The sequence below is a fragment of the Grimontia marina genome (genome assembly GCF_900060185.1).
Lineage (GTDB): Bacteria > Pseudomonadota > Gammaproteobacteria > Enterobacterales > Vibrionaceae > Enterovibrio > Enterovibrio marinus.
This window is the reverse complement of record NZ_FIZY01000048.1, coordinates 1-22,928: the sequence shown is the minus strand read 5'-3', so window position 1 is coordinate 22,928 and position 22,928 is coordinate 1. Positions and strand designations below refer to the sequence as shown.

Annotated in this window: 16 protein-coding genes; 7 read left to right on the top strand and 9 right to left on the bottom strand. The window is 49.2% G+C overall.

Features of this window, described 5'->3' with window-relative positions; genetic code table 11:
• Window positions 1-2 precede the first annotated feature (2 nt).
• Complete coding sequence (locus tag GMA8713_RS19710) at window positions 3-2,171, bottom strand: ABC transporter permease subunit (RefSeq protein WP_062713472.1); 2,169 nt, start codon at window positions 2,169-2,171, stop codon at window positions 3-5.
• A gap of 241 nt (window positions 2,172-2,412) precedes the next feature.
• Here GMA8713_RS19710 and GMA8713_RS19705 point away from each other — a divergent pair, with 241 nt between their 5' ends.
• Genes GMA8713_RS19705 through ppx form a run of 3 tightly spaced genes read left to right on the top strand, consistent with a single transcriptional unit; the run spans window position 2,413 to window position 6,537 of the window.
• On the top strand, window positions 2,413-2,922 hold the full coding sequence (locus GMA8713_RS19705) for a glycine cleavage system transcriptional repressor (protein WP_062713471.1): 510 nt from the start codon (window positions 2,413-2,415) through the stop codon (window positions 2,920-2,922).
• A 17-nt stretch (window positions 2,923-2,939) separates the two neighbouring features.
• The gene (gene ppk1, locus GMA8713_RS19700; protein WP_062713470.1) at window positions 2,940-5,036 is read left to right on the top strand and encodes a polyphosphate kinase 1; all 2,097 of its coding nucleotides are present in this window, start codon (window positions 2,940-2,942) and stop codon (window positions 5,034-5,036) included.
• A complete protein-coding gene (gene ppx, locus GMA8713_RS19695; protein ID WP_062713469.1) occupies window positions 5,029-6,537 on the top strand; it encodes an exopolyphosphatase in 1,509 nt (502 codons plus the stop codon). The genes ppk1 and ppx overlap by 8 nt, the downstream gene beginning before the upstream one ends.
• Window positions 6,538-6,594: 57 nt before the next feature.
• Here the strand turns inward: ppx and GMA8713_RS19690 are convergent, their stop codons facing one another.
• The 5 genes from GMA8713_RS19690 to sbcD all read right to left on the bottom strand — a co-directional run bounded on the left by GMA8713_RS19690 (window position 6,595) and on the right by sbcD (window position 14,740).
• Window positions 6,595-7,542, bottom strand: a complete 948-nt coding sequence (locus GMA8713_RS19690) for a PstS family phosphate ABC transporter substrate-binding protein (RefSeq protein WP_062713468.1) — start codon at window positions 7,540-7,542, stop codon at window positions 6,595-6,597.
• Entirely contained in the window at window positions 7,536-8,831 is a 1,296-nt protein-coding gene (phoR, locus tag GMA8713_RS19685) for a phosphate regulon sensor histidine kinase PhoR (RefSeq protein ID WP_062713466.1), read from the bottom strand. The genes GMA8713_RS19690 and phoR overlap by 7 nt, the downstream gene beginning before the upstream one ends.
• Before the next feature lie 58 nt (window positions 8,832-8,889).
• Window positions 8,890-9,579 carry a phosphate regulon transcriptional regulator PhoB gene (gene phoB / locus GMA8713_RS19680; protein ID WP_002535663.1) on the bottom strand — a complete coding sequence of 230 codons (690 nt, stop codon included), beginning with the start codon at window positions 9,577-9,579 and terminating at the stop codon, window positions 8,890-8,892.
• A 254-nt stretch (window positions 9,580-9,833) separates the two neighbouring features.
• Complete coding sequence (locus tag GMA8713_RS19675; RefSeq protein ID WP_062713464.1) at window positions 9,834-13,508, bottom strand: AAA family ATPase; 3,675 nt, start codon at window positions 13,506-13,508, stop codon at window positions 9,834-9,836.
• Window positions 13,505-14,740: an exonuclease subunit SbcD gene (gene sbcD / locus GMA8713_RS19670; protein ID WP_062713463.1), complete on the bottom strand. Its 1,236-nt coding sequence runs from the start codon at window positions 14,738-14,740 to the stop codon at window positions 13,505-13,507. Before sbcD ends, GMA8713_RS19675 begins: the two co-directional genes overlap by 4 nt.
• A 122-nt stretch (window positions 14,741-14,862) precedes the next feature.
• Here sbcD and rdgC point away from each other — a divergent pair, with 122 nt between their 5' ends.
• The gene (rdgC, locus tag GMA8713_RS19665; protein WP_192815484.1) at window positions 14,863-15,774 is read left to right on the top strand and encodes a recombination-associated protein RdgC; all 912 of its coding nucleotides are present in this window, start codon (window positions 14,863-14,865) and stop codon (window positions 15,772-15,774) included.
• Between the two features lie 72 nt (window positions 15,775-15,846).
• On the opposite strand, the gene GMA8713_RS19660 is transcribed toward rdgC, so the two are convergent.
• Window positions 15,847-17,124: a peptidoglycan DD-metalloendopeptidase family protein gene (locus tag GMA8713_RS19660; RefSeq protein WP_062713461.1), complete on the bottom strand. Its 1,278-nt coding sequence runs from the start codon at window positions 17,122-17,124 to the stop codon at window positions 15,847-15,849.
• A gap of 263 nt (window positions 17,125-17,387) precedes the next feature.
• On the opposite strand from GMA8713_RS19660, the gene trhP reads away from it, so the two are divergent.
• Together trhP and GMA8713_RS19650 are read left to right on the top strand one after the other, a co-directional pair.
• Entirely contained in the window at window positions 17,388-18,785 is a 1,398-nt protein-coding gene (trhP, locus tag GMA8713_RS19655; RefSeq protein ID WP_062713459.1) for a prephenate-dependent tRNA uridine(34) hydroxylase TrhP, read from the top strand.
• A 3-nt stretch (window positions 18,786-18,788) separates the two neighbouring features.
• Window positions 18,789-19,043, top strand: coding sequence for a YfhL family 4Fe-4S dicluster ferredoxin (locus tag GMA8713_RS19650; RefSeq protein ID WP_002535655.1), 255 nt, complete (start codon window positions 18,789-18,791; stop codon window positions 19,041-19,043).
• A gap of 80 nt (window positions 19,044-19,123) precedes the next feature.
• On the opposite strand, the gene mepA is transcribed toward GMA8713_RS19650, so the two are convergent.
• Window positions 19,124-19,972, bottom strand: a complete 849-nt coding sequence (gene mepA / locus GMA8713_RS19645) for a penicillin-insensitive murein endopeptidase (RefSeq protein WP_084387788.1) — start codon at window positions 19,970-19,972, stop codon at window positions 19,124-19,126.
• Between the two features lie 131 nt (window positions 19,973-20,103).
• On the bottom strand, window positions 20,104-22,026 hold the full coding sequence (locus GMA8713_RS19640; protein ID WP_062713457.1) for a TonB-dependent receptor domain-containing protein: 1,923 nt from the start codon (window positions 22,024-22,026) through the stop codon (window positions 20,104-20,106).
• A 468-nt stretch (window positions 22,027-22,494) separates the two neighbouring features.
• Between GMA8713_RS19640 and GMA8713_RS19635 the strand changes: the two genes are divergently transcribed.
• Window positions 22,495-22,928 (top strand): IS110 family transposase (locus GMA8713_RS19635; protein WP_198159450.1); only part of this gene is annotated, 434 nt, incomplete at its 3' end.

Here is a 22,928-nt window from a genome sequence, read left to right as displayed (position 1 = left end):
CATTACAACGCACGGTATTTCTCTCGTAGCTGTTGGCGAACAAATTCCGCCACAGTGTTAAACAGGAACGTAAATGAAAACAGAATAAAGGCAGTCAGGAACAACACGCGATAATGCGAGCTACCTACTTCAGATTCCGGCATTTCTACCGCAATATTAGCTGACAAGGTTCGAAGTCCTTCGAAAGGATTCCACTCCATTAAAGGCGTATTACCCGTCGCCATCAAGACAATCATAGTCTCACCCACAGCGCGACCAAGCCCCATCATCACTGCAGAAAAAATACCTGGGCTTGCCGTTAGCAAGACAACACGGGTCAATGTTTGCCAATGAGTCGCACCCAAAGCGAGCGAACCATTAGTCAGATGGCTGGGCACAGAGAAAATCGCATCTTCAGCAATGGTAAAAATGGTTGGGATCACAGCAAATCCCATCGCCAAGCCTACTACGATGGCATTGCGCTGATCGAAGTTCACTCCCAGCACATCAGTAACAAACACGCGGCTATCACCGCCCATAAAGGCAGTTTCAACCCAAGGCCCCAGCTGGAAAGCTAGGTATCCCAGAATAAGAATGAGCGGAACCAGCACAAATAAATGCCCTCCAGGTGGCAGCATTTTACGGATCGAGCGCGGCAATGAGCTCCAAACAATTGCAGTCAGCAGGAATGAAGCCGGCATGGCGACAAAAATTAGAAATACTGCAGGTAAATGGTTTTCAACAATCGGTGCGAGCCACAGGCCAGCGAGGAAGCCCAAAATAACTGTGGGCAAGGCTTCCATGATTTCGATAGTCGGTTTTACCACTTTACGCAGCCCAGAAGGCATAAAGTAAGCAGTATAAATCGCACCACCAACTGCCAATGGAATAGCAAAAAGCAGCGCATAAGCAGCTACTTTGATAGTACCGAAAACAACAGGAACAACACTGAGTTTCCCCTCGAAAGACTCACTACCAGAGGTGGACTGCCAGACAAAGTCCGGTTCGCCATAACCTTCATACCAAATACGGTTCCACAGTGAGCGGATATTCACGTCTGGATGCGCATTGTCTACATCCACTAGTGTCAGGGTCTTACTTTTTTCTACCAGAAGGCGGTCTGCACGTGGTGAGAAACCTAGCGTATCAATCTGGCCAGCAATTGCCGGTAACTCAAAACTGTCCTGTGTTTCACTTGGCGCATGCCACAGTGTTAATTCTCCGTCCGGCGTCAGGTTGGCAAATACATTGCGATGAGGCTCTACGGCGAGATATCCGTCCTGAGTATCAAACTCACGGACCATTGTCAGAGAGCGCTCGCCAGACTTCACCACATCAAACCATTGGGTCAGCCTGCCATCGTCTAGACGAACCATGAGTGAGTGTCCGCCAGCCAGCAAAGTCATAGATACAGGCATCGCACCAGTAACGAGTTCAATATCCACAGATTCTCGTAAATCGATTCTACGATCTGATATCGAATACACATTGAGCTTATTACTAACCATCTCAAACAGCTTTCGACCACGGGGAGCAATCAAAACGTTTGCATCAGGACTGGTCGGCACCGCTGCATGCAAAACTTCATTTCCGTCTCGCTCAATGACAATGTTCAGCCAGTACCCCGCTATACCCGCAATTACACGGTCTTTCTGACGCAGTGCAAAAGAAAGACTGGAAACGGGCAAGCCATTGCTCAGTTTGACGGTATCAAGACGTTGGATATCCGGCGTGATGGTTCTTTTACCCTCAGCATAGTGCGACAAAAAACGAAGGCGCTGGAAACTCACTGTGCCATCTTTGAGTCCATAGGCACTTACACCAGCATAAGCCTGTGAAGCATAAAAACTGGTTGAAGACTTAGCGAGCTGTTCCCGGACAACCATGCCCCCCTCTCCCTCCAGAGAAAAAACGGAGAGAAACCCATTGTCAGAGTAGCGAAAACCAAGTTGATTATTGTCGTCCATACCCAATTGAACGGCGGGACTTTCAAAGCCAAGGTCGAAAGTGCCATCAAGTTCTACAGATGGACTTTTGAATAAGGGAAAAACCACGTACGCGAGGTAGAAAAAAATCAACAGCAATGCCAACAAAACAGCAATGCCACCTCCCGTCACGGAAAGGCGCGCAAGTCTGTCTTTGAAACGCCGCCGGGTATCTCCCTGAGTCAGCGCATGTGTGGCGTTTGCCATTGGTACCTCATTTTTTGGTTAAGCGACTCATAATATTTCTTTTTAATGACATAAATGTGACAGTCTAAAAATCGAGGCAAGTTAAGCCCATGAAATAAAAGTGTAATAAAACATGTTTAGCCTCCTGTAACGTTGATGTGAGGCATAGTTCGGAAGCGGCTGCTCCTGCGGGGGGTAGACACGGTTTTAAAACCACCCTAATAATGATCATTCCCCCCGCTGTTGACGCAAAGGATCGACCATGAAGCAGTTAGTAATCACCCTCATCGGCACGGATCGTCCAGGCCTGGTAGAAACACTCTCTGACACTGTATTCCAGCATCACGGAAGCTGGCAAGCCAGTAGCCTTAGCAAACTTGCGGGCAAGTTTGCTGGTATTATTCAGATTGATATTAAAGAAGAAAATGTCAATGCGCTGACAGACGCGCTAAATAACATTCCTGATCTTAACGTTCTTATCGCTGAAGCTGCACATCAAGCAGAAACGGATACCACGACTCACACCCTTTCAGTCACAGGTAACGATCGCCCTGGCATCGTTCAAGAAGTGACAAGGGAAATCGCCAAGTTTGGTATCAACATCAACAATCTGGAAACCAATGCAGAAAGCGCAGCTAATTTTGGCGGCGTGATTTTTAAAGCAGAGTTTGATCTCGACATCGTCAACAACATCTCACTGGATGATCTTGGAGAGGCTCTTGAAGGGCTATCTGATGACCTGATCGTGGAGTTTGACGAAAGCGACATTTAATTGAGGAAAGGGGAAAAATGAGCGCGGATACGCTTTACGTAGACAAAGAATTAAGTTGGCTGTCTTTTAACGAAAGGGTACTTCAGGAAGCTGCAGACAAAAACGTTCCTATCATCGAACGTGTGCGATTTCTCGGTATCTTCTCCAGCAATCTGGATGAGTTCTACCAAGTCCGGTTTGCTGACGTAAAGCGCCGTATCCTGATCAATGAGGAGCAAGGGGGTGACAGTAAAGCCAAGGAGCTCCTCAACAAAATTCAGGACAAAGTCCTTAAGCTCAACCAGGATTTTGACCACCTCTATAACGACATCTTGCTCGAAATGGCACGTCGCCATATCTTTTTGGTTAATGAGAAACAATTAACGGAATACCAGCAAAACTGGCTGAAAAGACACTTCGTCAGCAATCTGCTTCCACACATCACCCCAATTATTCTCACCGACGACATGGACGTACTCTCTTTCCTCAAAGATGCGTACTCTTACCTTGCCGTCGAGCTGAAAAAAGAGGGGCAGAAGACACGTTATGCCCTCATCGAGATCCCGACAGATGAAATCGAGCGCTTTATCAAGGTGCCGGAACCCAAAGGCAAACGCCGCCGCAAAACCATCATCCTACTCGATAACATCATTCGCTTGTGTCTTGATGAGATTTTCAGTGGACTCTTCGATTACGATAGTGTCGAAGCCTATGCAATGAAAATGACCCGTGACGCAGAATATGACCTGACCAATGAAGTTGACCACAGCCTGCTTGAGAACATGTCAGACAGTCTGGATCAGCGTTTAACGGCCCTTCCAGTGCGTTTCGTATACCAGCGTGACATGCCGCAGGATATGGTGAAGCATATTCTTGATATGCTGAAAATCTCGGATTACGACAGCGTACTTCCTGGCGCTCGTTATCATAACTTCAAAGATTTTATCGGCTTTCCAAATGTCGGAATGAAATATCTGGAAAATCCGCCTCTACCGCCCATTGAGTCCGCCGATTTCACCACTAGTACCAATGCTTTTGAAGCCATCCGTCAGCGTGATGTCCTGCTTTATTACCCATACCACACCTTCCGTCACATGACAGAACTGGTGCGTCAGGCTTCCTTTGATCCCAAAGTACGCAGCATTCGCATCAATATTTACCGCGTGGCGAAAAATAGCCGCATCATCAACTCTATGATTGATGCTGCAAATAACGGAAAACGCGTCACCGTTGTGGTAGAACTTCAGGCGCGCTTTGATGAAGAAGCCAATATCGAATGGGCTCGTGTGTTGACCGATGCCGGCGTAAAAGTGGTCTTTGGTACCCCTGGGCTCAAAATTCACTCCAAGTTATGCCTTATCTCCCGTCGTGAAGAGGATGGGCTTCGCGAATATGCCCATATAGGCACAGGTAACTTCCACGAAAAAACAGCACGTATCTACACCGACTTTTCTTTGTTTACTGCTGATAAGTCCATCACAACGGAAGTACGTAAGGTATTCAACTTTATTGAGAACCCTTATAAGCCAGTTAAGTTTTCGCATCTGATTGTCTCGCCGCGTAATTCACGTACACGCATCTATCGCTTGATTGAGCGGGAAATAGAGCATGCAAAGAACCGGCAGAAAGCCGGTATTACACTCAAGGTGAACAACCTGGTTGATAAAGGTTTGGTGGACTTACTTTACAAAGCGAGCAATGAAGGCGTGAAAATCCGCATCATTGTGCGTGGTATGTGCTCGCTTATCCCTGGCGTAAGAGGCCTCAGCCATAACATTAAAGTCATCAGTATTGTTGACCGTTTCCTTGAGCACCCACGAGTATTCACTTTTGAAAACGGTGGTGATCGTGATGTCTATATCTCCTCAGCTGATTGGATGACCCGTAACATCGATAACCGAATCGAAGTGGCTGCCCCTATCAAAGACGAACGCCTGAAGCAGCGGATCATGGATATTCTTGAGCTTCAGTTTGCAGACCGTGCCAAAGCACGAGTTATTGATAAAGACATGTCCAACGCTTACGTTAAACGCGGAAATCGCAAAAAAGTACGTTCACAAATCGAGATTTATGATTACCTTAAACAAGTAGAACGTGCAGAAAAACGGCAAGCGAGCAAACAAAAGAATGAATGATACAACCCCGGCTGAAAAGCCAAGGGAAATTGCAGCAATAGATTTAGGTTCCAATAGCTTCCACATGGTCGTTGCCCGCGTTGTCGGGCAAGGCCTCCAAATCATCAGCCGCCACAAACAACGTGTGCGGCTGGCATCAGGACTCGACGACTATCTCAACCTCGATAACGCTGCCATCAATCGTGGAGTGGAATGCTTAGCCATGTTCGCAGAGCGCCTTCAAAGTTTCGATGAAGCTAACGTTCGCGTAGCTGCAACCTTTACCCTGCGTGAAGCGAAAAACAGCCATATCTTTGTGCAGCGGGCGCGCAATGTCTTCCCCTATCCGATTGAGATCATCCCCGGCGTGGAAGAAGCCCGTTTGATTTACCTCGGTGTGAGCCACACCCAGCCAGGTGATGGTCGAAAACTGGTTGTAGACATTGGTGGGGGAAGCACTGAGCTTGTGATTGGAAAAGGCTTTAGTCCGACACTCACCAACAGTAAACATATGGGTTGTGTCAGCTATAACCATCGCTTTTTCAAAGACGGACAAATTTCCACCAAACGCTTTGCTCAAGCTCAGCTCGCGGCAGAGCTGAAGTTAGAAAGCATCGCCAAACAGTACAAGGATTGCGGCTGGGGAGAAGCCGTGGGTTCCTCTGGCACCATCAAAGCCATTCGTCAAGTCTTGATTGCCAGTGGGCACGACGATGGCATCATCACCCGTAAGCGGTTGGATGGCTTAATTGAGCAGGCACTGCAGGTAAAGTCAGCCCGCGAGCTTAAGCTACCCGGATTAACAGAAGACAGACAACCCGTCTTTGCCGCAGGTCTTGCAATTCTCTCAGGTGTGTTTCATGCACTGAGCATTGAGAAGATGGTGTATTCCGATGGCGCTCTTCGTGAAGGGCTTTTATACGACATGGAAGATCGCTTCCAGCACAGTGACATTAGAAGCCGCACCGCAGCAGATCTTGCTGAGCGTTACCATATCGATAGACAGCATGCCGAAAACGTCCAGCAAACCGCAGAAGGTTTTTATCTTCAGGCAGAGCCAAAACTTGGCCCTAAGAAAGCAGAATTGGCTATCTTGCTGAGTTGGGCAGCACTACTGCATGAAGTTGGCTTGAGTATCTCGCACTCAGGCTTCCACAAACACTCTGCGTACATTCTGCAAAACACCAACTTGCCAGGTTTTAATCAGGAACAACAAACCGTATTGGCTACCCTGACCCGTTTCCATCGTAAGTCACTGAAGCTTGAGGAAATGCCTGAGTTCACCCTGTTTAAGACCAAGCAAATTCATCCACTCATCCGCTCTTTACGCCTCGCTTGTGTGCTCAATGTGCAACGTAGCGACGAGCTGATGCCAGAGGTGAAGATCCTCGCCAAGGACGATTGCTGGTCATTGACTTTCCCTGAGAATTGGCTGAACCAGAACACCCTGTTGGCGGCTGATCTGGAAGCGGAACAAGCTTACTGGGCTTCAGTGGGTTGGAAGCTTAATGTGAGCGCTTAGTGCCACTCAACGGACTCGAAAGCTTGAAAACAAAAACGGTGCTCATCACACCGTTTTTTATAACCCTAGTTCTTTGAGCTGCTCATCAATTATACCATCCGGTAAAGGGACGAAGCCCTCAGCGCCTACAAGCGCTTGCCCCTGACGAGATAGGATCAGCTTGATGAATTCAGCCTCCATATTGGCAAGAGGCTTATCCGGCACTTTGTTGACATAAACGTAGAGGTAACGCGAAAGCGGATAAACCCCGGATATCACATTATCGACAGTGGCATAAACATGCTCACCTTCCACATCGAGTGGCAACACCTTTGCCCCCGCAGTACGATACCCAACGCCAGCATATCCAATCGCATTAAGTGACGAGCTTACCGACTGGACGACTGAGGCTGATCCTGGTTGCTCATTGACATCTGCACGAAAGTCCCCGTCACACAGTGCCTCATCTTTAAAAAAGCCATAGGTACCCGACACCGAATTACGACCAAATAGCTGAATATTACGTTTCTTCCAGCTTCCTGGGAGACCCAGTTGTCCCCACTTTTCAATACGTTCGTTCGCGCCACAACGCAGGGTCTGGGAAAACAACGCATCGACTTGCACCATGTTCAGAGCATCAAGCGGGTTGTCTTGATGAACAAATATCGCCATCGCATCAATCGCGACCTTAATCGCCGTAGGTGGATAGCCGTATCTTCGCTCAAACAGTTCAATTTCGCGCGGACGCATTTCGCGGCTCATAGTGCCAAACTGCGCCGTCGCCTCAATCAAAGCGGGTACCGCAGTAGAAGATCCAGAAGTCTGGATTTGGACATTCACACTCGGGTAATGTTTTTTGAACAGCACACCCCATTGAGTGACCAAGTTAGCCAAGGTGTCTGAACCGACCGTCGACAGGTTACCTGAGACATTATCTACACGATGGTATAGAGGTAGATGATCGTCAGCGGCAGCAGGTGCCGCCACTAAAAGGAGTCCAATCAGGGTCAAAGCCCGTTTCAGCATGCCAGACGCTCCGGAAGAGTAAACGAGAACGTACTACCCTGTCCCACCTTACTTTTGATTTCAAGCTCGGACTCATGATGATTCAGCGCATGCTTCACAATTGCCAAGCCAAGGCCACTGCCGCCGGTTTCGCGCGATCGCGCTTTATCAACGCGGTAGAAGCGCTCGGTCAGTCTATCGATATGTTGAGGTGCAATACCTTCACCACTATCAATCACCTCCAATCGTGGCCCTTTACGGGATTTGAACCATCGAACTTTAATTTTAGCGCTGGCTGGCGTGTGTTTCACCGCGTTATACACCAGATTGGAAATGGCGCTGCGAAGCTGATCTTCATCGCCCAACACTTTTAACGAATGATCGATTTCAAACTCAAAGTCATGCGCCTGGTCACCACTGAGTGTCTGCGCTTCTTTTTCTAACACATCGAGCATTGCTGGCACGTCTACTTTCTGATCCAGCGCGATCTTTACACTTGCCTCAATTTTCGACAGGGTCAGCAGCTGTTCCACCAAACCTTCCATTCGGGTCAACTGCTCGGTCATCACACCGTGGGCTTTACCCCACATTGGCCCCACCAGCATTTCTGGATCTTCAGACATTTCCAGATAACCACGCAGCACAGTCATCGGCGTACGGAGTTCATGGGAAACGTTGGCGAAGAAGTTTCGGCGCATACCTTCGAGCTGTTTAAGCTGGGTAATGTCACGTACCACCATCAGGTACTCGCCTTCTGCATAAGGCATGGTACGGAATTCGAGGGTTTTCGAAGCGTGCAAGGTCGAACGCATTTCAAACGGTTCACCCAGTTCCGCGCGGCTCAGGTAGTCAATAAACTCCGGCGTACGGATCAGGTTGGCAATGTACTGACCGGCATCATCCGGCATACGGAAGCCCAGTAGCTCCTGCGCCAGCTTGTTACACCAAACAATCGAGCCGTCGTGCTCAAACACTACGACCGCATCGGGCAGAGATTCTGCACCATTGCGGAAACGGCGGATAAGATTGGCAAGCTCTTTACGACGACGACGGTTACGCTTTTGCAGACGGTAGATACCGTTAAACAACGGCGTCCAGCTTCCTGAACCGGTTGGCGGTGTCAGACTACGTTCTTTCCAAAGCCAGTCAGAGAGTTTGAGTTGGTGGTAGAAGTTCCACAGCAACACCAAAACCGTTGCCAATAGCAACAGCCAAGGCAGACCGCCAAAGAACCAGCCTATGAGAAACCAGGGTAGATAAAAAAAAGCCAGCTCAAGAGCCAGCTTTTTCCATGTAAGTCTTTCGACCATCAATGTCTCCAAAATGCCACCCGGTGGCCTTCGGATGACCTATGACAATAATGCGTTATCAGGTGCGCGTTGAGAAACGATAACCTGCGCCACGAACTGTTTGTACCAGCTTATCGTGACCGTCTTCTTCCAGCGCTTTTCTTAATCGACGAATATGCACGTCGACGGTGCGATCTTCAACATAAACGTTGGTGCCCCAAACATTATTCAGAAGCTGCTCACGACTGTAAACACGCTCTTGGTGGGTCATGAAAAAGTGCAACATCTTAAACTCGGTTGGACCCATTTCCAGCGGCTTTTCATTTGAAGTGACACGGTGTGATACAGGATCAAGCTTCAGCCCATGCACATCAATCACGTCATCCAGCGACGTTGGAGACACGCGACGCATTACCGCTTTCAGGCGAGCCATCAGCTCTTTTGGTGAGAAAGGCTTGGTAATGTAATCATCCGCGCCCACTTCCAAGCCGCGAACTTTATCCTCTTCCTCACCACGTGCTGTGAGCATCACAACCGGGATTTGGCGGGTCAGTTCATCACGCTTGAGATGTTTGATCAGGTTGATCCCCGAGCCACCTGGTAGCATCCAGTCCATCAGGATCAGTTCAGGGTAAGGCTCGCAGATTTTTTCCAGTGCACTGTCATAATCTTCTGCTTCTACGGCCTGATAACCTTTTTGTTCCAGTACGAAACACAACATCTCGCGAATAGGTGCTTCATCTTCGACAACAAGTATCCGTCTTACCATTTTTCCATACCCAGTTAGAGTGGTTTAACTTTTTGGCCAAACAACCAGAACATGTTTTTTCCAAGCTGTTTGGCTCATTACTTGGACGCCATTATGTGATTCTATTATGACAGTTTTGTGACCTTTCGCGAGGTTTGAAGCGGAAGGCAGCCAGAAACTGCCTATTATTCCAGATGTTTACTGGTTATTTTCCAACCAGCCAACCTTCTAGACACAGCATCAGCCTTCGCTTCGGGCTAACAGCTTCTCTTTTATCAAGAAACGCGGAATTTGTTATCCAGCTCACTAACACCCAAGCCTGTTTTTTTATAAACATGAAGTTGAGTAGGTATGCGCTCTTTCATCGCTTCAATGTGACTGATCACCCCGATCATCTTGCCGGATGCATTAAGATTATCCAGTGCGTCCAGCGCCACATCCAAGGTTTCACTATCCAGAGTGCCAAAGCCTTCATCGAGGAACAGTGAGTCGATGCTGGTCTTGTGACTGACGAGATCTGATAACGCCAAAGCCAATGCCAAGCTGACAAGGAAACTCTCACCACCCGACAGAGTTTTAGTATCTCGTTCAATATCACCCTGCCAGGTATCCAACACACTGAGCTCCAAGCCTTCACCCTGCTTGCGGTTCAGTTGGTAGCGCCCATGGATTCGGTCGAGTTGTTTATTCGCCAGATACACCAGATTATCCAGCGTCAGACCCTGAGCAAACTTACGAAATTTATCGCCTTTTTGTGAGCCAATCAGGGAATGCAGATACTGGATATCATCGTATTCCGCACGCAGGCGTTCTATCTCGGCAAACAGCGCCTGTTGGTTCTCTCGTCTTTGATGATCAGACGCCAAAGCATGGTTCAGCTCACCACTTCTGCGCACAAGCGTATCCAATGCCTCTGAATTTGCCGTTAGCGTCGATTCCACCTCATCATGCGGAGTTTGCTGCCACACTTCTGCCCGGTCATGGGCTAGCACTTCAACCACATGCTGACAGGCTTTCTCCAGCAGCACTTTGGCACCTTCAAGGGCATTTTCCAGAGCGCGTTTATCGGTAAGTAACTGTTGTTTTTCTTCCTCCGGCAGCAACGCAGCCTGGAACATTTCCAGAGAATCAAAAGGCGAAGCTCCAAGGCTTTCTTCCCATTGGGATGCATAACTCTGTGCCTCGGCATTCAGCGATGCCAGCGACTGAGTTTGGCTTGCCACTTCTGCCTGAATCGCGCGCAGATCGCCCAGACATTGCTGCGCAAAGGCTTGTGCTGCTTGATGGGAAGCTTCCCCTTGTTCCGTCTGAACTGCAGCGCGGCGCTTTTCCTGTTCCACCAGCTTGTCACCAAAGAGCTCAGTGCGTTTTGCTTTCACAGCTTCAAGCTTGCCGGTCAGCGAATCAATCTCAGACTGAAGCGCGCCCAGCTGCTCAGCCAGTGCCTGGCTCTCTTTCACGCAATTTGAAAACTCAGCCTCAAGCAATGCTACCTCTTTGGCCAGGACTTCTTTTTGCTGCTGGTTTTGCTCCCATTTTTCGGCGTCTTGCTTTCTCGACGCCAACCAGACTTGAAGCTCATCATGCTCAGGGGCTTGGTAACCACTGTCTGCGATTTGCTGGCTCAGCACGCTTTCGAGGGTCTCGAGATAATCCAGCTTCTGGCGCTTATCAGCAGCCAGCTTCTGCCCTTCCTGTTTTTTGCTTTCGATAGTCACCGACAGAATGGAGTAGTGTTTCTCGATGCCATCCAATGCACGGGTGACTTCATCCCAATGAAGTTTTGCCTGCTGCAGGGTTTTCTCTTGCGCTTTGAGTGCATTCAAGGTTTGGGTCAGTGCGTCACGTTGCTGGGTTTGCTGCTCGTTGAATGCAACAAAGGCGTCGCGCTGATCGATAGTCAGGGCTAAGTTGACTGGTATTACCGCCTGTGCCCACTGCTCGCTAAGCGCCATTTGTTGTCGATGAGTGTTATCTAGTTGCCTTTGGATCTCTTCAACGTAATGCTTCAAAGACTCATACTGCTCTTTAGCCGCTCTACCTTTTTCGTAGATCTCTTTTTTAGCAGTCTGCGCTTCGTTCAATTGACGCATTGATTCAGACACATTGACTGCTTCACCTAATAAGGCTGGATGTTCGGTTGAGCCACAAAGTGGGCAGGCTTCATTCTGATTTAAAGTAGCCCGGTAGTGGGCAAGATGTTCTTCCTGATCGAGAAGCTTTTGCAACACTTCAATCAACTGCTCTTTATCTCTGAATTGCTTCGTCAATACAGTAACTTCTTGAGCTAGACCTTTTCCGTGCTCTTTTTTCTCCGCCATTACTGAGCGCTTTTCCGCGCTCTCTTTGTCCAGTTCCAGCCATTGCTGCTGCCATTGGCCTAACTGGAAGTAAGTGGAAAGTTGCGCATTTAGCTGCTCGCGCTGTTTATCCAGAGCGTCAACATCACCATTTGAGGTTGCTTGCTTAAACGCTTCTTGCTGTGCTTCCCATGCTTGTTTGGCTTGTTCGCTTTGGCTTAGTGCCGCCTGTTTTTCTTTCTCGGCATTTTCCGCTTTCGCGATCTCTGTCTGCAATTGGGCATTAAGCTCACTTTCGTATTGCGTCAGTTTGCCAATCGCATTTTGTTCTTGCGCGATCTGCTTACCCATCTGTTCCCATTGGCCAAGGTGCTGTTTAAGCTGGCCTGCAAACTGATTGGTGGTCAGGTAGGTGGAAACCTCTTCCAGAGCCTGCTTTTTGGTCTCAAGATTCTCTGTGGTTTTTTCCTGTAATGAAGACAGATCAGCCTGCTTCGTTTTCAGGCCCACCTGTTGCTGCAAAAACTCCTGCAGCCGCAGAGATTGGTGTTTGATGTCGGTGTCGAGCGGCAAAACTTGCTCACTGATAAGCTCTTCCAGCTCGCTTTGCTGGGTTTTCGCCAGTGTGAGCGCTTCTGAAGCTTTCACCAACGCCTCGTCAGCCTGCGCGCTCTTTTCTGTGTTAGCTTTCAATGCTTCCTGTTTGGTAGCCAGCAAAGCGGTCGTTGATTCCACGCTTTTCAACGATGACTGCCAACGCTCATAAGGCATGCGAAGCTTTTCCGCTGGCTCACTGTTGGTGAGTTTATCCAGTTGTGGTTTGGCTGCCTTCCAGTTTTCTTCTGCAATTTGTAGCTGTGCTTCGGCCTGATTTTTTTCTTGATGGCTTTTCTGGTGCTCTTTCCACCATGTCAGGTGCGCCGTGAGATCGGCCTGCTTTTCGCGCTCACTCTTGAGCATGGCTTCTGTTTCTTCCTGCTCCTTTTCGAGGGCTTCAAGCTCCTCGCTACTCAGCAACTGCACGCCTTTCGCTTCGGCCTCTTTCTGGCTCAAAGCCTGCTTTGCTGAGGCAAAATGCTCATGCACTTTTTCAGAAATCCGGCCATAAATTTCCGTTCCGGTCAGCTCTTCCAAAAGCTCCGCGCGCTCGTTTTCCTTAGCATTCAGGAAAGCCGCAAACTCACCTTGGGAAAGCATCATAGATTTGGTAAAGCGGGCAAAATCGAGACCCGTAACACGCTCAACCAATTCATTTTTTTGCTTCACCTGTGTGGCCAGTACCTTGTCGGTTTTCGCGTCCACCAGCTCCACATCCGCTTGCTGTAAATTACCGTCCGCTTTTCCACGGGAGCGGCGCATGCTCCAAAACGCGCGGTACGGGTGGCCTTTTACTTCGAATTCTACTTCGGCAGAACACTCCGCCGTGCCACGGGTCATGATTTCATTGCTGGAAGTGGAGATCAGCCCCAATCGCGGGGTCTGGTGATACAGCGCCAGACAAATCGCATCAAGCAATGTGGTTTTACCCGCGCCCGTTGCGCCGGTAATGGCGAACAGGCCATTGTCCGAAAATGGTGTTTGAGAGAAATCAATCTTCCATTCGCCTTTCAGCGAGTTCAGGTTTTTAAAGCGAAGGCTCAGGATTTTCATTCTTCACCCTCCGCATGCTCAACTTCCGCCACAATTTGGGTGAACTGGGTTTGAATCCTCTCTTTACGCGCAAGTTCGTCCTCCCCTTCAAACACCTCTAGGGCAAGTCGCTTTTGGAAAACATCATTCGGTGTCAGCTCAGACAGGGTTTCTTTCGCCTCTTGTGTCAGCGCCTGAGCTTTTGGCCCACGGGTGCGCTGAAGCTGTAACACCTCTACATTGAGCCCTTCAGTCATCAGTTGAATACGTTGTTGTAAATCAGACAGATAGTCCTGCACAGAGACCTCAATGTGCAGCCAGACAGCTTTTGGATCATCATGTTCCAAATACTCTGAAAGCTGTACTTCTATCTCTTCCAGTGACCCTTTTAGGACACCCATAGGCTGAAAGCTCGGGACGCTGATCGGCTCGATACGCACGCGCTGGTCACCCTCGAATTCCACCAGCACCACCTGTTTGTTGAATTTGAGTTCATCAAAGCTCAAAGGGATCGGAGAGCCGCTGTATCGGATATGTTCAGACTTGGCGACAATCTGCGGGCGGTGGATGTGTCCTAAGGCAATGTAGTCGGCAGGCGGAAAGCCATCTGCCGCAAAGCCATCGAGCGTACCAATGTAGATATCACGCACGGATTTAGATGGGCTCACGCCAAGCGCGGTTAGATGGCCCGTCGCGATGATAGGCACTTGCCAGCCGTTATCATCGCGCAGCTTCACTGCTGCCTGATACAGCTCGTGGTAGTGGGATTTAATGGCATCACCCAGCGCCTGACGCTTGTCAGTGCCAGATTCACCAGCTTGACTGGTCAACACATCGCGCGGGCGCACGAAAGGCACCGCACACACAATCGCACCGATTTCGCCATCGTGGTTTTTCAACGCGATGAGTTGGCTTTGCAGATCGTCGCTGGTGTTTGCCACCACATGGGTATGCAGGCAAGCCAGCAGGGATTTGGATTCTCTGAGCGTGGAAACCGAGTCATGGTTACCGCCCAGTACCACCAACGCACAGTTGCGCTGACTGATGGAAACCACAAACTGGTTATACATCTCACGGGCGTAACTTGGCGGCGAACCTGTGTCGAAAACATCTCCAGCCACGATGACGGCATCAATCTGATTTTTATCTATTTCCTGTAAAAGCCAGTCCAGAAAAGCCTGGTGTTCCTGCTTGCGGCTTTTGGTGAAAAAGTTTTGTCCTAAATGCCAGTCTGACGTGTGGAGTATTTTCATTGAAAGGTGTGCGCCTGTTCTTGTGCTCAGTGCCTGATTGTACCGTATTTGAAGCGACATTCTCTGCCTGATGCAATACCATGTGGCCTTTGTCATTACCGGATGGATAAAGCCTCGCCATGATTTGGTTCAAGAATATTTTCACCTACCGCCTGACCCGAGACATCGACCTCGACCCGGAGCATATTGAAAAACAACTGTCTGAATTCCGCTTCACGCCTTGTGGCAGTCAGGACATGCAAAAGTTCGGCTGGACCACCGCGCTGGGCAAACACGGCGACATGATGACGCACGTCAGCGATGGCAACATTCTTATCTGTGCCCGTAAAGAAGAGAAAATGCTGCCAGCCTCAGTGATCAAAGATTCACTGACCGCCAAAGTGGATGCGATGGAAAAAGAACAAGGCCGTCCGCTGAAGAAAAAAGAAAAAGACAGTATTAAAGATGACATCGTGATGGACCTACTTCCACGTGCGTTCAGCCGAATGAGCCAAACCTACGCGCTGATTATGCCAAAAGCAGGTCTGGTACTGGTTGATGCAGGTAGTTCTAAGAAAGCAGAAGACATTCTCGCGCTGCTGCGCAAATCCCTCGGCAGTCTGCCAGTGGTACCTGTTGAAACCAACAAGCCAGTTGAGCTGGCAATGACTGAGTGGGTTCGCTCTGGCAACGCACCAAAAGGCTTCGAAATCGGTGAAGAAGCTGAGCTGAAAGCCATTCTGGAACAAGGTGGCGTGATCCGTTGTAAGCAGCAGGATCTGTCGAGCGATGAAATTCTGGCGCACATCGAAGCAGAAAAGTTAGTGACTAAGCTGGCGATGAACTGGCAAGACCGCATTGAGCTGATGCTGTGTGAAGACATGTCCATCAAACGCATCAAGTTCTCGGAAGAACTTCGCGACCAGAATGCGGATATTGACCGTGAAGATGTGGCGCAACGTCTGGATGCAGACCTGTCGCTGATGTGCGGAGAGCTGGGTGCTTTCCTGCCGAATCTTTACGAAGAACTTGGCGGTGTCGACAAAGGCGAGTAATCGTCTTCTACACTTTGCCAAAAACAGAAAACGGGGCTTAGAGCCCCGTTTTTTTATTTCTTTGGTTCGTGCTTACTTGAACTGCGCTTTCAGCATTTTCTTATCGTAAGCCGCGACAGATTTCTTAAAGTCGGTCATTTCGGCACGGGCTACTGAAGTGGCCATCGGGATCTTCGCCGTCATCGGGTTCACCGCGCGGCCACGAATCAACAATTCGTAGTGAATGTGCGGGCCAGTAACACGGCCACTCCGACCAGACAGCGCAATACGTTGACCGCGGGTCACACGCTGCCCTTTACGCACCAAAATCTTACTGTTGTGCAAGTAGCGGGTTTTGTACTGGTTACCGTGATCGATCACCACGTATTTGCCTGCGTAAGGGTGATTACGCACCATCACTACCACACCATCACCGGTAGAAACCACAGGCGTACCTGTTCTCACCGCGAAGTCAGTACCGTTGTGCGGCGAAACACGGCCAGTAACCGGGTGTTTACGACGTGGGTTAAAGTGCGAACTGATACGCTCTTTACGATTGGTCGGATAACGCTGGAAGGCGCGTTGCAGACTCTGACCGTCTTTATCGTAGTAGTTACCATCGGTGTGCAGGTAAGCCGTGATGGGTCGGCCACGGCGTTCAATGCGGATCGCTTTAATTTCACGCGCTCCACTCGCCTGCCTATCCACAAATTGCTCTGCACGGACCACTTCAAACTTATCTCCGGCGCGAAGATCGCGGGAGAAGTTCATCTTGTCCTTGAGCAGATTGGTAATCACTTCCACATCGTTGTAGCTCAGGCCCGCACGACGCGCAGAGACCGAGAAGCTGCCTTCAATATCGCCAACTGTGACAGTTTCAACCCAAGTCCCCGGAATCGACACTTCGTTGAATTCATAGCTGCCATCATCAAGTTGTACATATTGCACTTTCGAGGCGATATTGAACTCAAGCTCCAGTTTTTGCAGATGTTTTCCATCAGGGTCAACCCAAAACCGCAGGATGTCATTGGGTTGCAGGGTATCGATGCGAAGGTGGTTAAGGTCAGCTTCCATCAGCTTTAACAGGTCACTATACGGAATGCCGAGCTTCATGAAAATTTCGCTCAGACTGTCGCCAGTCTGAATCGTGTATTCGTAAGCAGGAAGGTCGACGGCACTTTCCGTCTTTACTGGTTCTTCTTTCTGAATAAAAGAAGGGACGACAGATTCTGGCAGATTGAGAGGGACAATCCGGATCGGCTCTTGTTGTAGCGTATTAAAGGATACTGCTACCGTCACGAGCGACAAGCCCATCAGGCCAAGCATCGATTTAGACAGCATGCTAAATCTCTTGGTTTTCTTTTCGTACATCAGTCCACATCTCAATGTTGCAGGTTCTTTCGCCTTAAAAAAGCCGAGAATATCCTTACAACGTACATACCTTTTCAAACTTGTGTCAAATCATTCACTAAAAATGAATGTCGACCTGAATCATCCAAAAGACAACCTTTTCTGCAAATGGTTTCCCGATCGGAACTGGCTATGTTAACAAGATCACAGTAAAATCGCCCGCTTCCCCGCACCACTTTTTGATGCGGCCTGACTTATACTCAGAATTAGTAGAAGCAATGACTATGTTTGTACCAGAACTTTTGTCCCCAGCCGGTAGCTTGAAAAACATGCGCTACGCCTTTGCCTATGGCGCTGACGCGGTATATGCCGGCCAACCTCGTTACAGCCTTCGCGTGCGTAACAATGAGTTCAACCACGAGAACCTGCAAATCGGTATCGATGAAGCGCATGCGCTTGGCAAGAAGTTCTACGTGGTATGTAACATCCAGCCTCACAACTCAAAGCTGAAAACCTTTATCCGTGACCTGAAGCCGGTGGTTGATATGGGCCCTGACGCGCTGATCATGTCTGACCCTGGTCTTATCATGATGGTACGTGAAGCATTCCCCGAGATGGCTATTCACCTGTCTGTACAGGCGAACGCGGTGAACTGGGCGACGGTTAAGTTCTGGCAAACCCAAGGCGTTGAGCGGGTGATTCTGTCGCGCGAACTTTCACTGGAAGAAATCGAAGAAATCCGAAACGAAGTGCCTGAAATGGAGCTGGAAATTTTCGTTCACGGTGCACTTTGCATGGCTTACTCTGGCCGTTGTCTGCTGTCTGGCTACATCAATAAACGTGACCCTAACCAAGGCACCTGCACCAACGCATGCCGCTGGGAATACAAAACAGAGAAAGCGACTGAAGACGAAACAGGCCAAATCGTTGAGATCCAGCCTGCAGCATCGGTTCAAATCCAGGAAGCTGAAGAGCGTCCAGACAACACCATTGGTCTCGGCAAGCCTACTGATGAAGTGGTTCTCTTAAGCGAAGCACATCGCCCAGACGAAAAAATGGCGGCGTTTGAAGACGAGCACGGCACTTACATCATGAACTCGAAAGATCTGCGTGCGATTCAGCACGTTGATCGTCTCACTAAGATGGGCGTTCACTCGCTGAAGATCGAAGGCCGTACCAAGTCTTTCTACTACTGTGCACGTACCGCGCAGGTTTATCGTAAAGCGATTGATGATGCCGTTGCAGGCAAACCGTTCGATGAAACCCTGATGACCACGCTGGAAAGCTTGGCCCACCGTGGTTACACTGAAGGCTTCCTGCGCCGCCACACCCATAGCGAATACCAAAACTACGACTACGGCTACTCAGTGTCTGACAGCCAGCAGTTTGTGGGCGAATTCACCGGTAAGCGCCGCGAAGGCATGGCGGAAGTGGAAGTGAAGAACAAGTTCATCACTGGTGATTCGCTGGAGCTGATGACGCCGAAAGGTAATGTGGTCTTTAAACTGGACGCGATGGAAAACCGCAAAGGTGAAACGATTGACGATGCGAAAGGCAATGGTCACTTCGTTTACATTCCAGTGCCAGAAGACATGGATCTGGAATTTGCACTGCTGATGCGTAACCTGACCGACGGTGCGAACACCCGTAACCCAAATGCTCCAAAAGCGGTGAGTGCGTAATCGATGGCACTGCTGATCACCGAGAAGTGCATTAACTGTGATATGTGTGATCCTGAATGTCCGAATGAAGCGATTACATTCGGCGCAGAGATCTACGAAATTGATCCGGACAAATGCACGGAATGCGTGGGTCACTATGAAAAGCCAACCTGTCAGTCGGTATGCCCTATCACCAACTGCATCATCATTGATCCTGAACATAAGGAAACCAATGATGAGTTACTGGAAAAATTCGTCAAACTCCAGGGTTTGGTTTAAACATTACTGGGTTAATGAAGAAAAGCGCCTGTCGGCGCTTTTCTTGTATCTGGGCATTGGTTGTATAGGGACAGGGAGAGTTACTGGGTTAATACCACCTCACACTGACCCGGTTTTATCTTCACCCGCTTTTTCTTAGTGGTGGTCACTACTGATTTTGTCTCGTCGACAGGTTTCGGGCGCCAACTGATCAACTCCGCACCGCAACCATCGCCTGCTGGCGGTGCATTCTGGGAAATACAGTTTAAGCTTCCTTCCGGACATTGAAGCCTGACATGCATGTGGTAATGATGCCCCCACCAAGGGCGAACTTTGCGTAGCCAGTTTCTGTCTTCCCATGCCATTTCACACAAGGTCTCTTTAATCACAGGGTGGACAAAGATACGCGCCACTTCTGGCTCAGATGCCGCCACTTGAAACAAGATGGCATGCTCTTTCATCCAGTTATCACGTTTCAGTGCGTAATTCTGCAAATCCACCATGCTGACGGCCGTCGGACTTTCCAAGGAATCTTTGGTTAATGGTTCCGGCGCAAAGCTCAGCCAGATATCTGCATCTAACCCGGTCTGGTGGCTGGAATGTCCTTTGGTGAAATTACCGCCACGCGGCATGGAAATATCTGCAATCATCAAGTCGTCCAAGCCAAAACCTTTGGTTTTCTTTGCGAGCTTGGAGAGATAAGCAATCATGTTCGGGTGGCCGTAATAACGGTTCCTTGAAGGGCGAATGACCTGATACCCCTCCCCTTTCAACGGCAAGGCCTCACCACCACTCAGGCAGCCATTGGCGTAACTCCCAATCGACTGTTCCACACCAAGATACGGTTCCTGCACCTCTTCCCAAGGGTTGGCTTCTGCAGGCGACATCGCCATCCAGAATCCAAGCAGAAACATGAAGATAAACAGAATCATCAGAAGGTTTTTTTTCATGGTGTCATCGCCACTGAAAGTATCTATTGAAGCTTAGCAGTCGGGACTTGCGAAGTTTGTGGAAGGTTACTTGAAGAAGAAAAATCTGTCGTGAAGATCAAAAAGGAGAGGCCTAAGCCTCTCCTACTGCATTAAAAAGCGTAAGCCACGTTGAAGCGGATATCTCGTCCCGGGTCCATCGTTCCTTTGGCGATGGCATTCACTTCGCCATAACTTGCGTGGTCACGGTAGGACTCATCAAACAGGTTCTTCACCGCCAGTGACAGAGTTAGTTCTTCGTTGGAAATCGGATTCCACTGCCCGTAAATATCATGCAGTGCATAACCATCTTTCTCTTCATAACCTTCTGCTGCGTGGGTCAATCGTTCAACGAGTCGACCTGTGTAACCTACTGCGATAGCATCGGTTACCTGATAATTTACTTCTGCTATCCAGGTATCGCCGATTGATGTACCAATTCCTTTGGTATCGTCACTCAATGGAACACCATCCAATTCTGGACGGGACTGGTTGTAGCTCAGGCTAGTTGAGATGCTTTCCCAGTAGTAACCAGCGCGTGCTGTAAAGCCCTTGCTTACTAAGTCACCAATATTGGTCAGCTCTTTGCCTTCTTTGCCAACAATATCCTTCACTTCACTGACGTAAGCCGTCGCAGAAAGACTCAGGTTGCCCGTCAGCCAGCTCACGCCCACTTCCGAGTTCTTTGCCCGCTCTGCTTTTCGGTCAGCGGCACTTTTCGCACCATCCAGACGGAAAATTTCACGTACCTGAGCGCCACGGAATGCTTCCGCATAGCCAGCGAAGACATTCAGGCCGTCGATAATGGCGTAGTTCACGCTCACGTTCGGGCTAAAACCATCATGACTAAAGCTATGTGAATTTGATTCAGTCAAAGAATAGCTATCGTAACGGCCACCAGCACTGAACAGCAGGGCTTCGGTCAAGGCAAAGTCACCTTGTAAATAAACACCGGTTACATCGCCCTTATCTTCATCCGAGCCAAGAGTCGGGCTACCAAGCCACCCCTTGTCTTCGCGGTATTCCACGCCATAAATCAGCTTGTGGTCTCCAATAGATGAGGTATTACGGAGATCGGCCCCCAAAGATTTTGCTTCACCCAGGTAGTCGCCGAAAGGGCCATCAATGTGATTCAAAGAGGTTTCAGTGCTGTAAGCCGTGAGAGACAGATCCAGCCAAGCAACATCTGAAGGATTCAGCTGATACTTACCCGTAATGGTCTCACGCTCCATTTCCTGATTAATCGGTGCGTTTTTCTTGCTCGGTTCCCACTGGGGACGGTGGTAGCGGTGTGCTTCATCCTGACGGTTGTCATAGCTGAACGTCAGTTTTTGAGCATCGGTCAGGTTTCCGACCAATTTCAGATAACCTACAGAGTTTTCTGCTCCCGTGTAAGGCTGTTCGTTGCCATCACCGTCAACAAAGTTGTCCAAATCCTGATAAGACAGGGTAGCAAGCGCACTAACATTGTCAGACAACAGACCATATGCGCTGAGTGTGCCTTTGTAGCCTTCGGTATTGGAGTAATAACCTGCCTTAGCTGACGCCCCAAAGCGCTGACCTGGCTGCAACAAATCTTCGGCATCTTTGGTTTCAAAACGGATAGCACCGCCCAGTGCACCTGCACCATCGGTAGCGCGGCCAGCACCGGCGGAAACTTCAACCTGCTTAAGCAGATCCGGTTCAATAGCAATACGTCCCTGATGGTGATAAATATTCCCTGATTGAACCGCACCATCGATGGTGACATTCAACATGGTATCTTCAAGACCACGAACATAAATCTTCTGTGACACACCAGAACCACCACCTATTGATACCTCGGCATCACTTCTGAAGATGTCATTGATGTCATTCGCCTGGCGTTCTTCCAACTGCTTGGCATCAATAAACACTTCTGTGGCAGCGAGTGGATTGCCAGTTACCACTACAGTTTCATGATCTTCAGTGGTATTTGCGATAGCAGATTGAAAAAACAGAGCGGCGATAACAGCGGTACTGAGTGGAGAGATTTTAAAAGAGCTTCCTTGAAACATTACAACGTCCTGCAACTACAATGATAATGATTCGCATTATTATTCATTGATAAGTTGTGCTGTAAACGCCTTTTACAACTGTTACAAAGTCAGCCTAATAAAACTAATTTATTGATAAGTAATATACCCAAACAGCCTGAAGATGCTCGCATTCAGAGGTCATCAGTGCGTTCAATTCGAGGCAAATTTCGCGAGGAATAGTGGTTCTATTTCTGTGGAATTTAACGAAGAAGTGGGCGCATTGATGGCCTCCCTTCGGGCGAGTTGACTGGCGCCGTGCTCTTTGTTGTCCCTTTTTGATGGATGACTACACCTGCAAAGGGACGCCGCGATCACACCACCAGTCAATCTCGCTGAATCCTGCATCTTCAGGTTGTTTGATGAGATGGTCTCCTCCTACTCCAGTCCGGCGTCATAATGCGCCAAGATAGAAGTGTTATCGACTATCTAGATAAGCAGGAGAAGACCATGAACAAGTGTAAAACGCTCGGTATCGATTTGGCAAAAAATAGCTTTTACCTCTTCGTGTTAAACCAGCAGGGAAAGCCCATCGGTAAGAAGAAACTGAGCCGGAGCCAACTCCTGCGGTACTTGGCTCAGCAAGAGCGCTGCATTGTCGCCATGGAGGCTTGTGCTTCTGCCCACTATTGGGGGCGTGAGATTTCGCTGCTAGGGCATGACGTTGAGTTGTTACCTCCTCAGCATGTCAAAGGGTATCTGCGGGGGCAGAAAAATGATTACAACGATGCACAGGCCATCGCAGAGGCTAGCGTTCATGGAGCCATCCGTCATGTTGCAGTAAAAAGCGTGGAGCAGCAGGATGAACAGACCTTCCTACAGATGCGGCGACACCTTTCGTCTGAGCGGACGCGTTTGCTCAATCACATTCGTGGGCTGCTGGG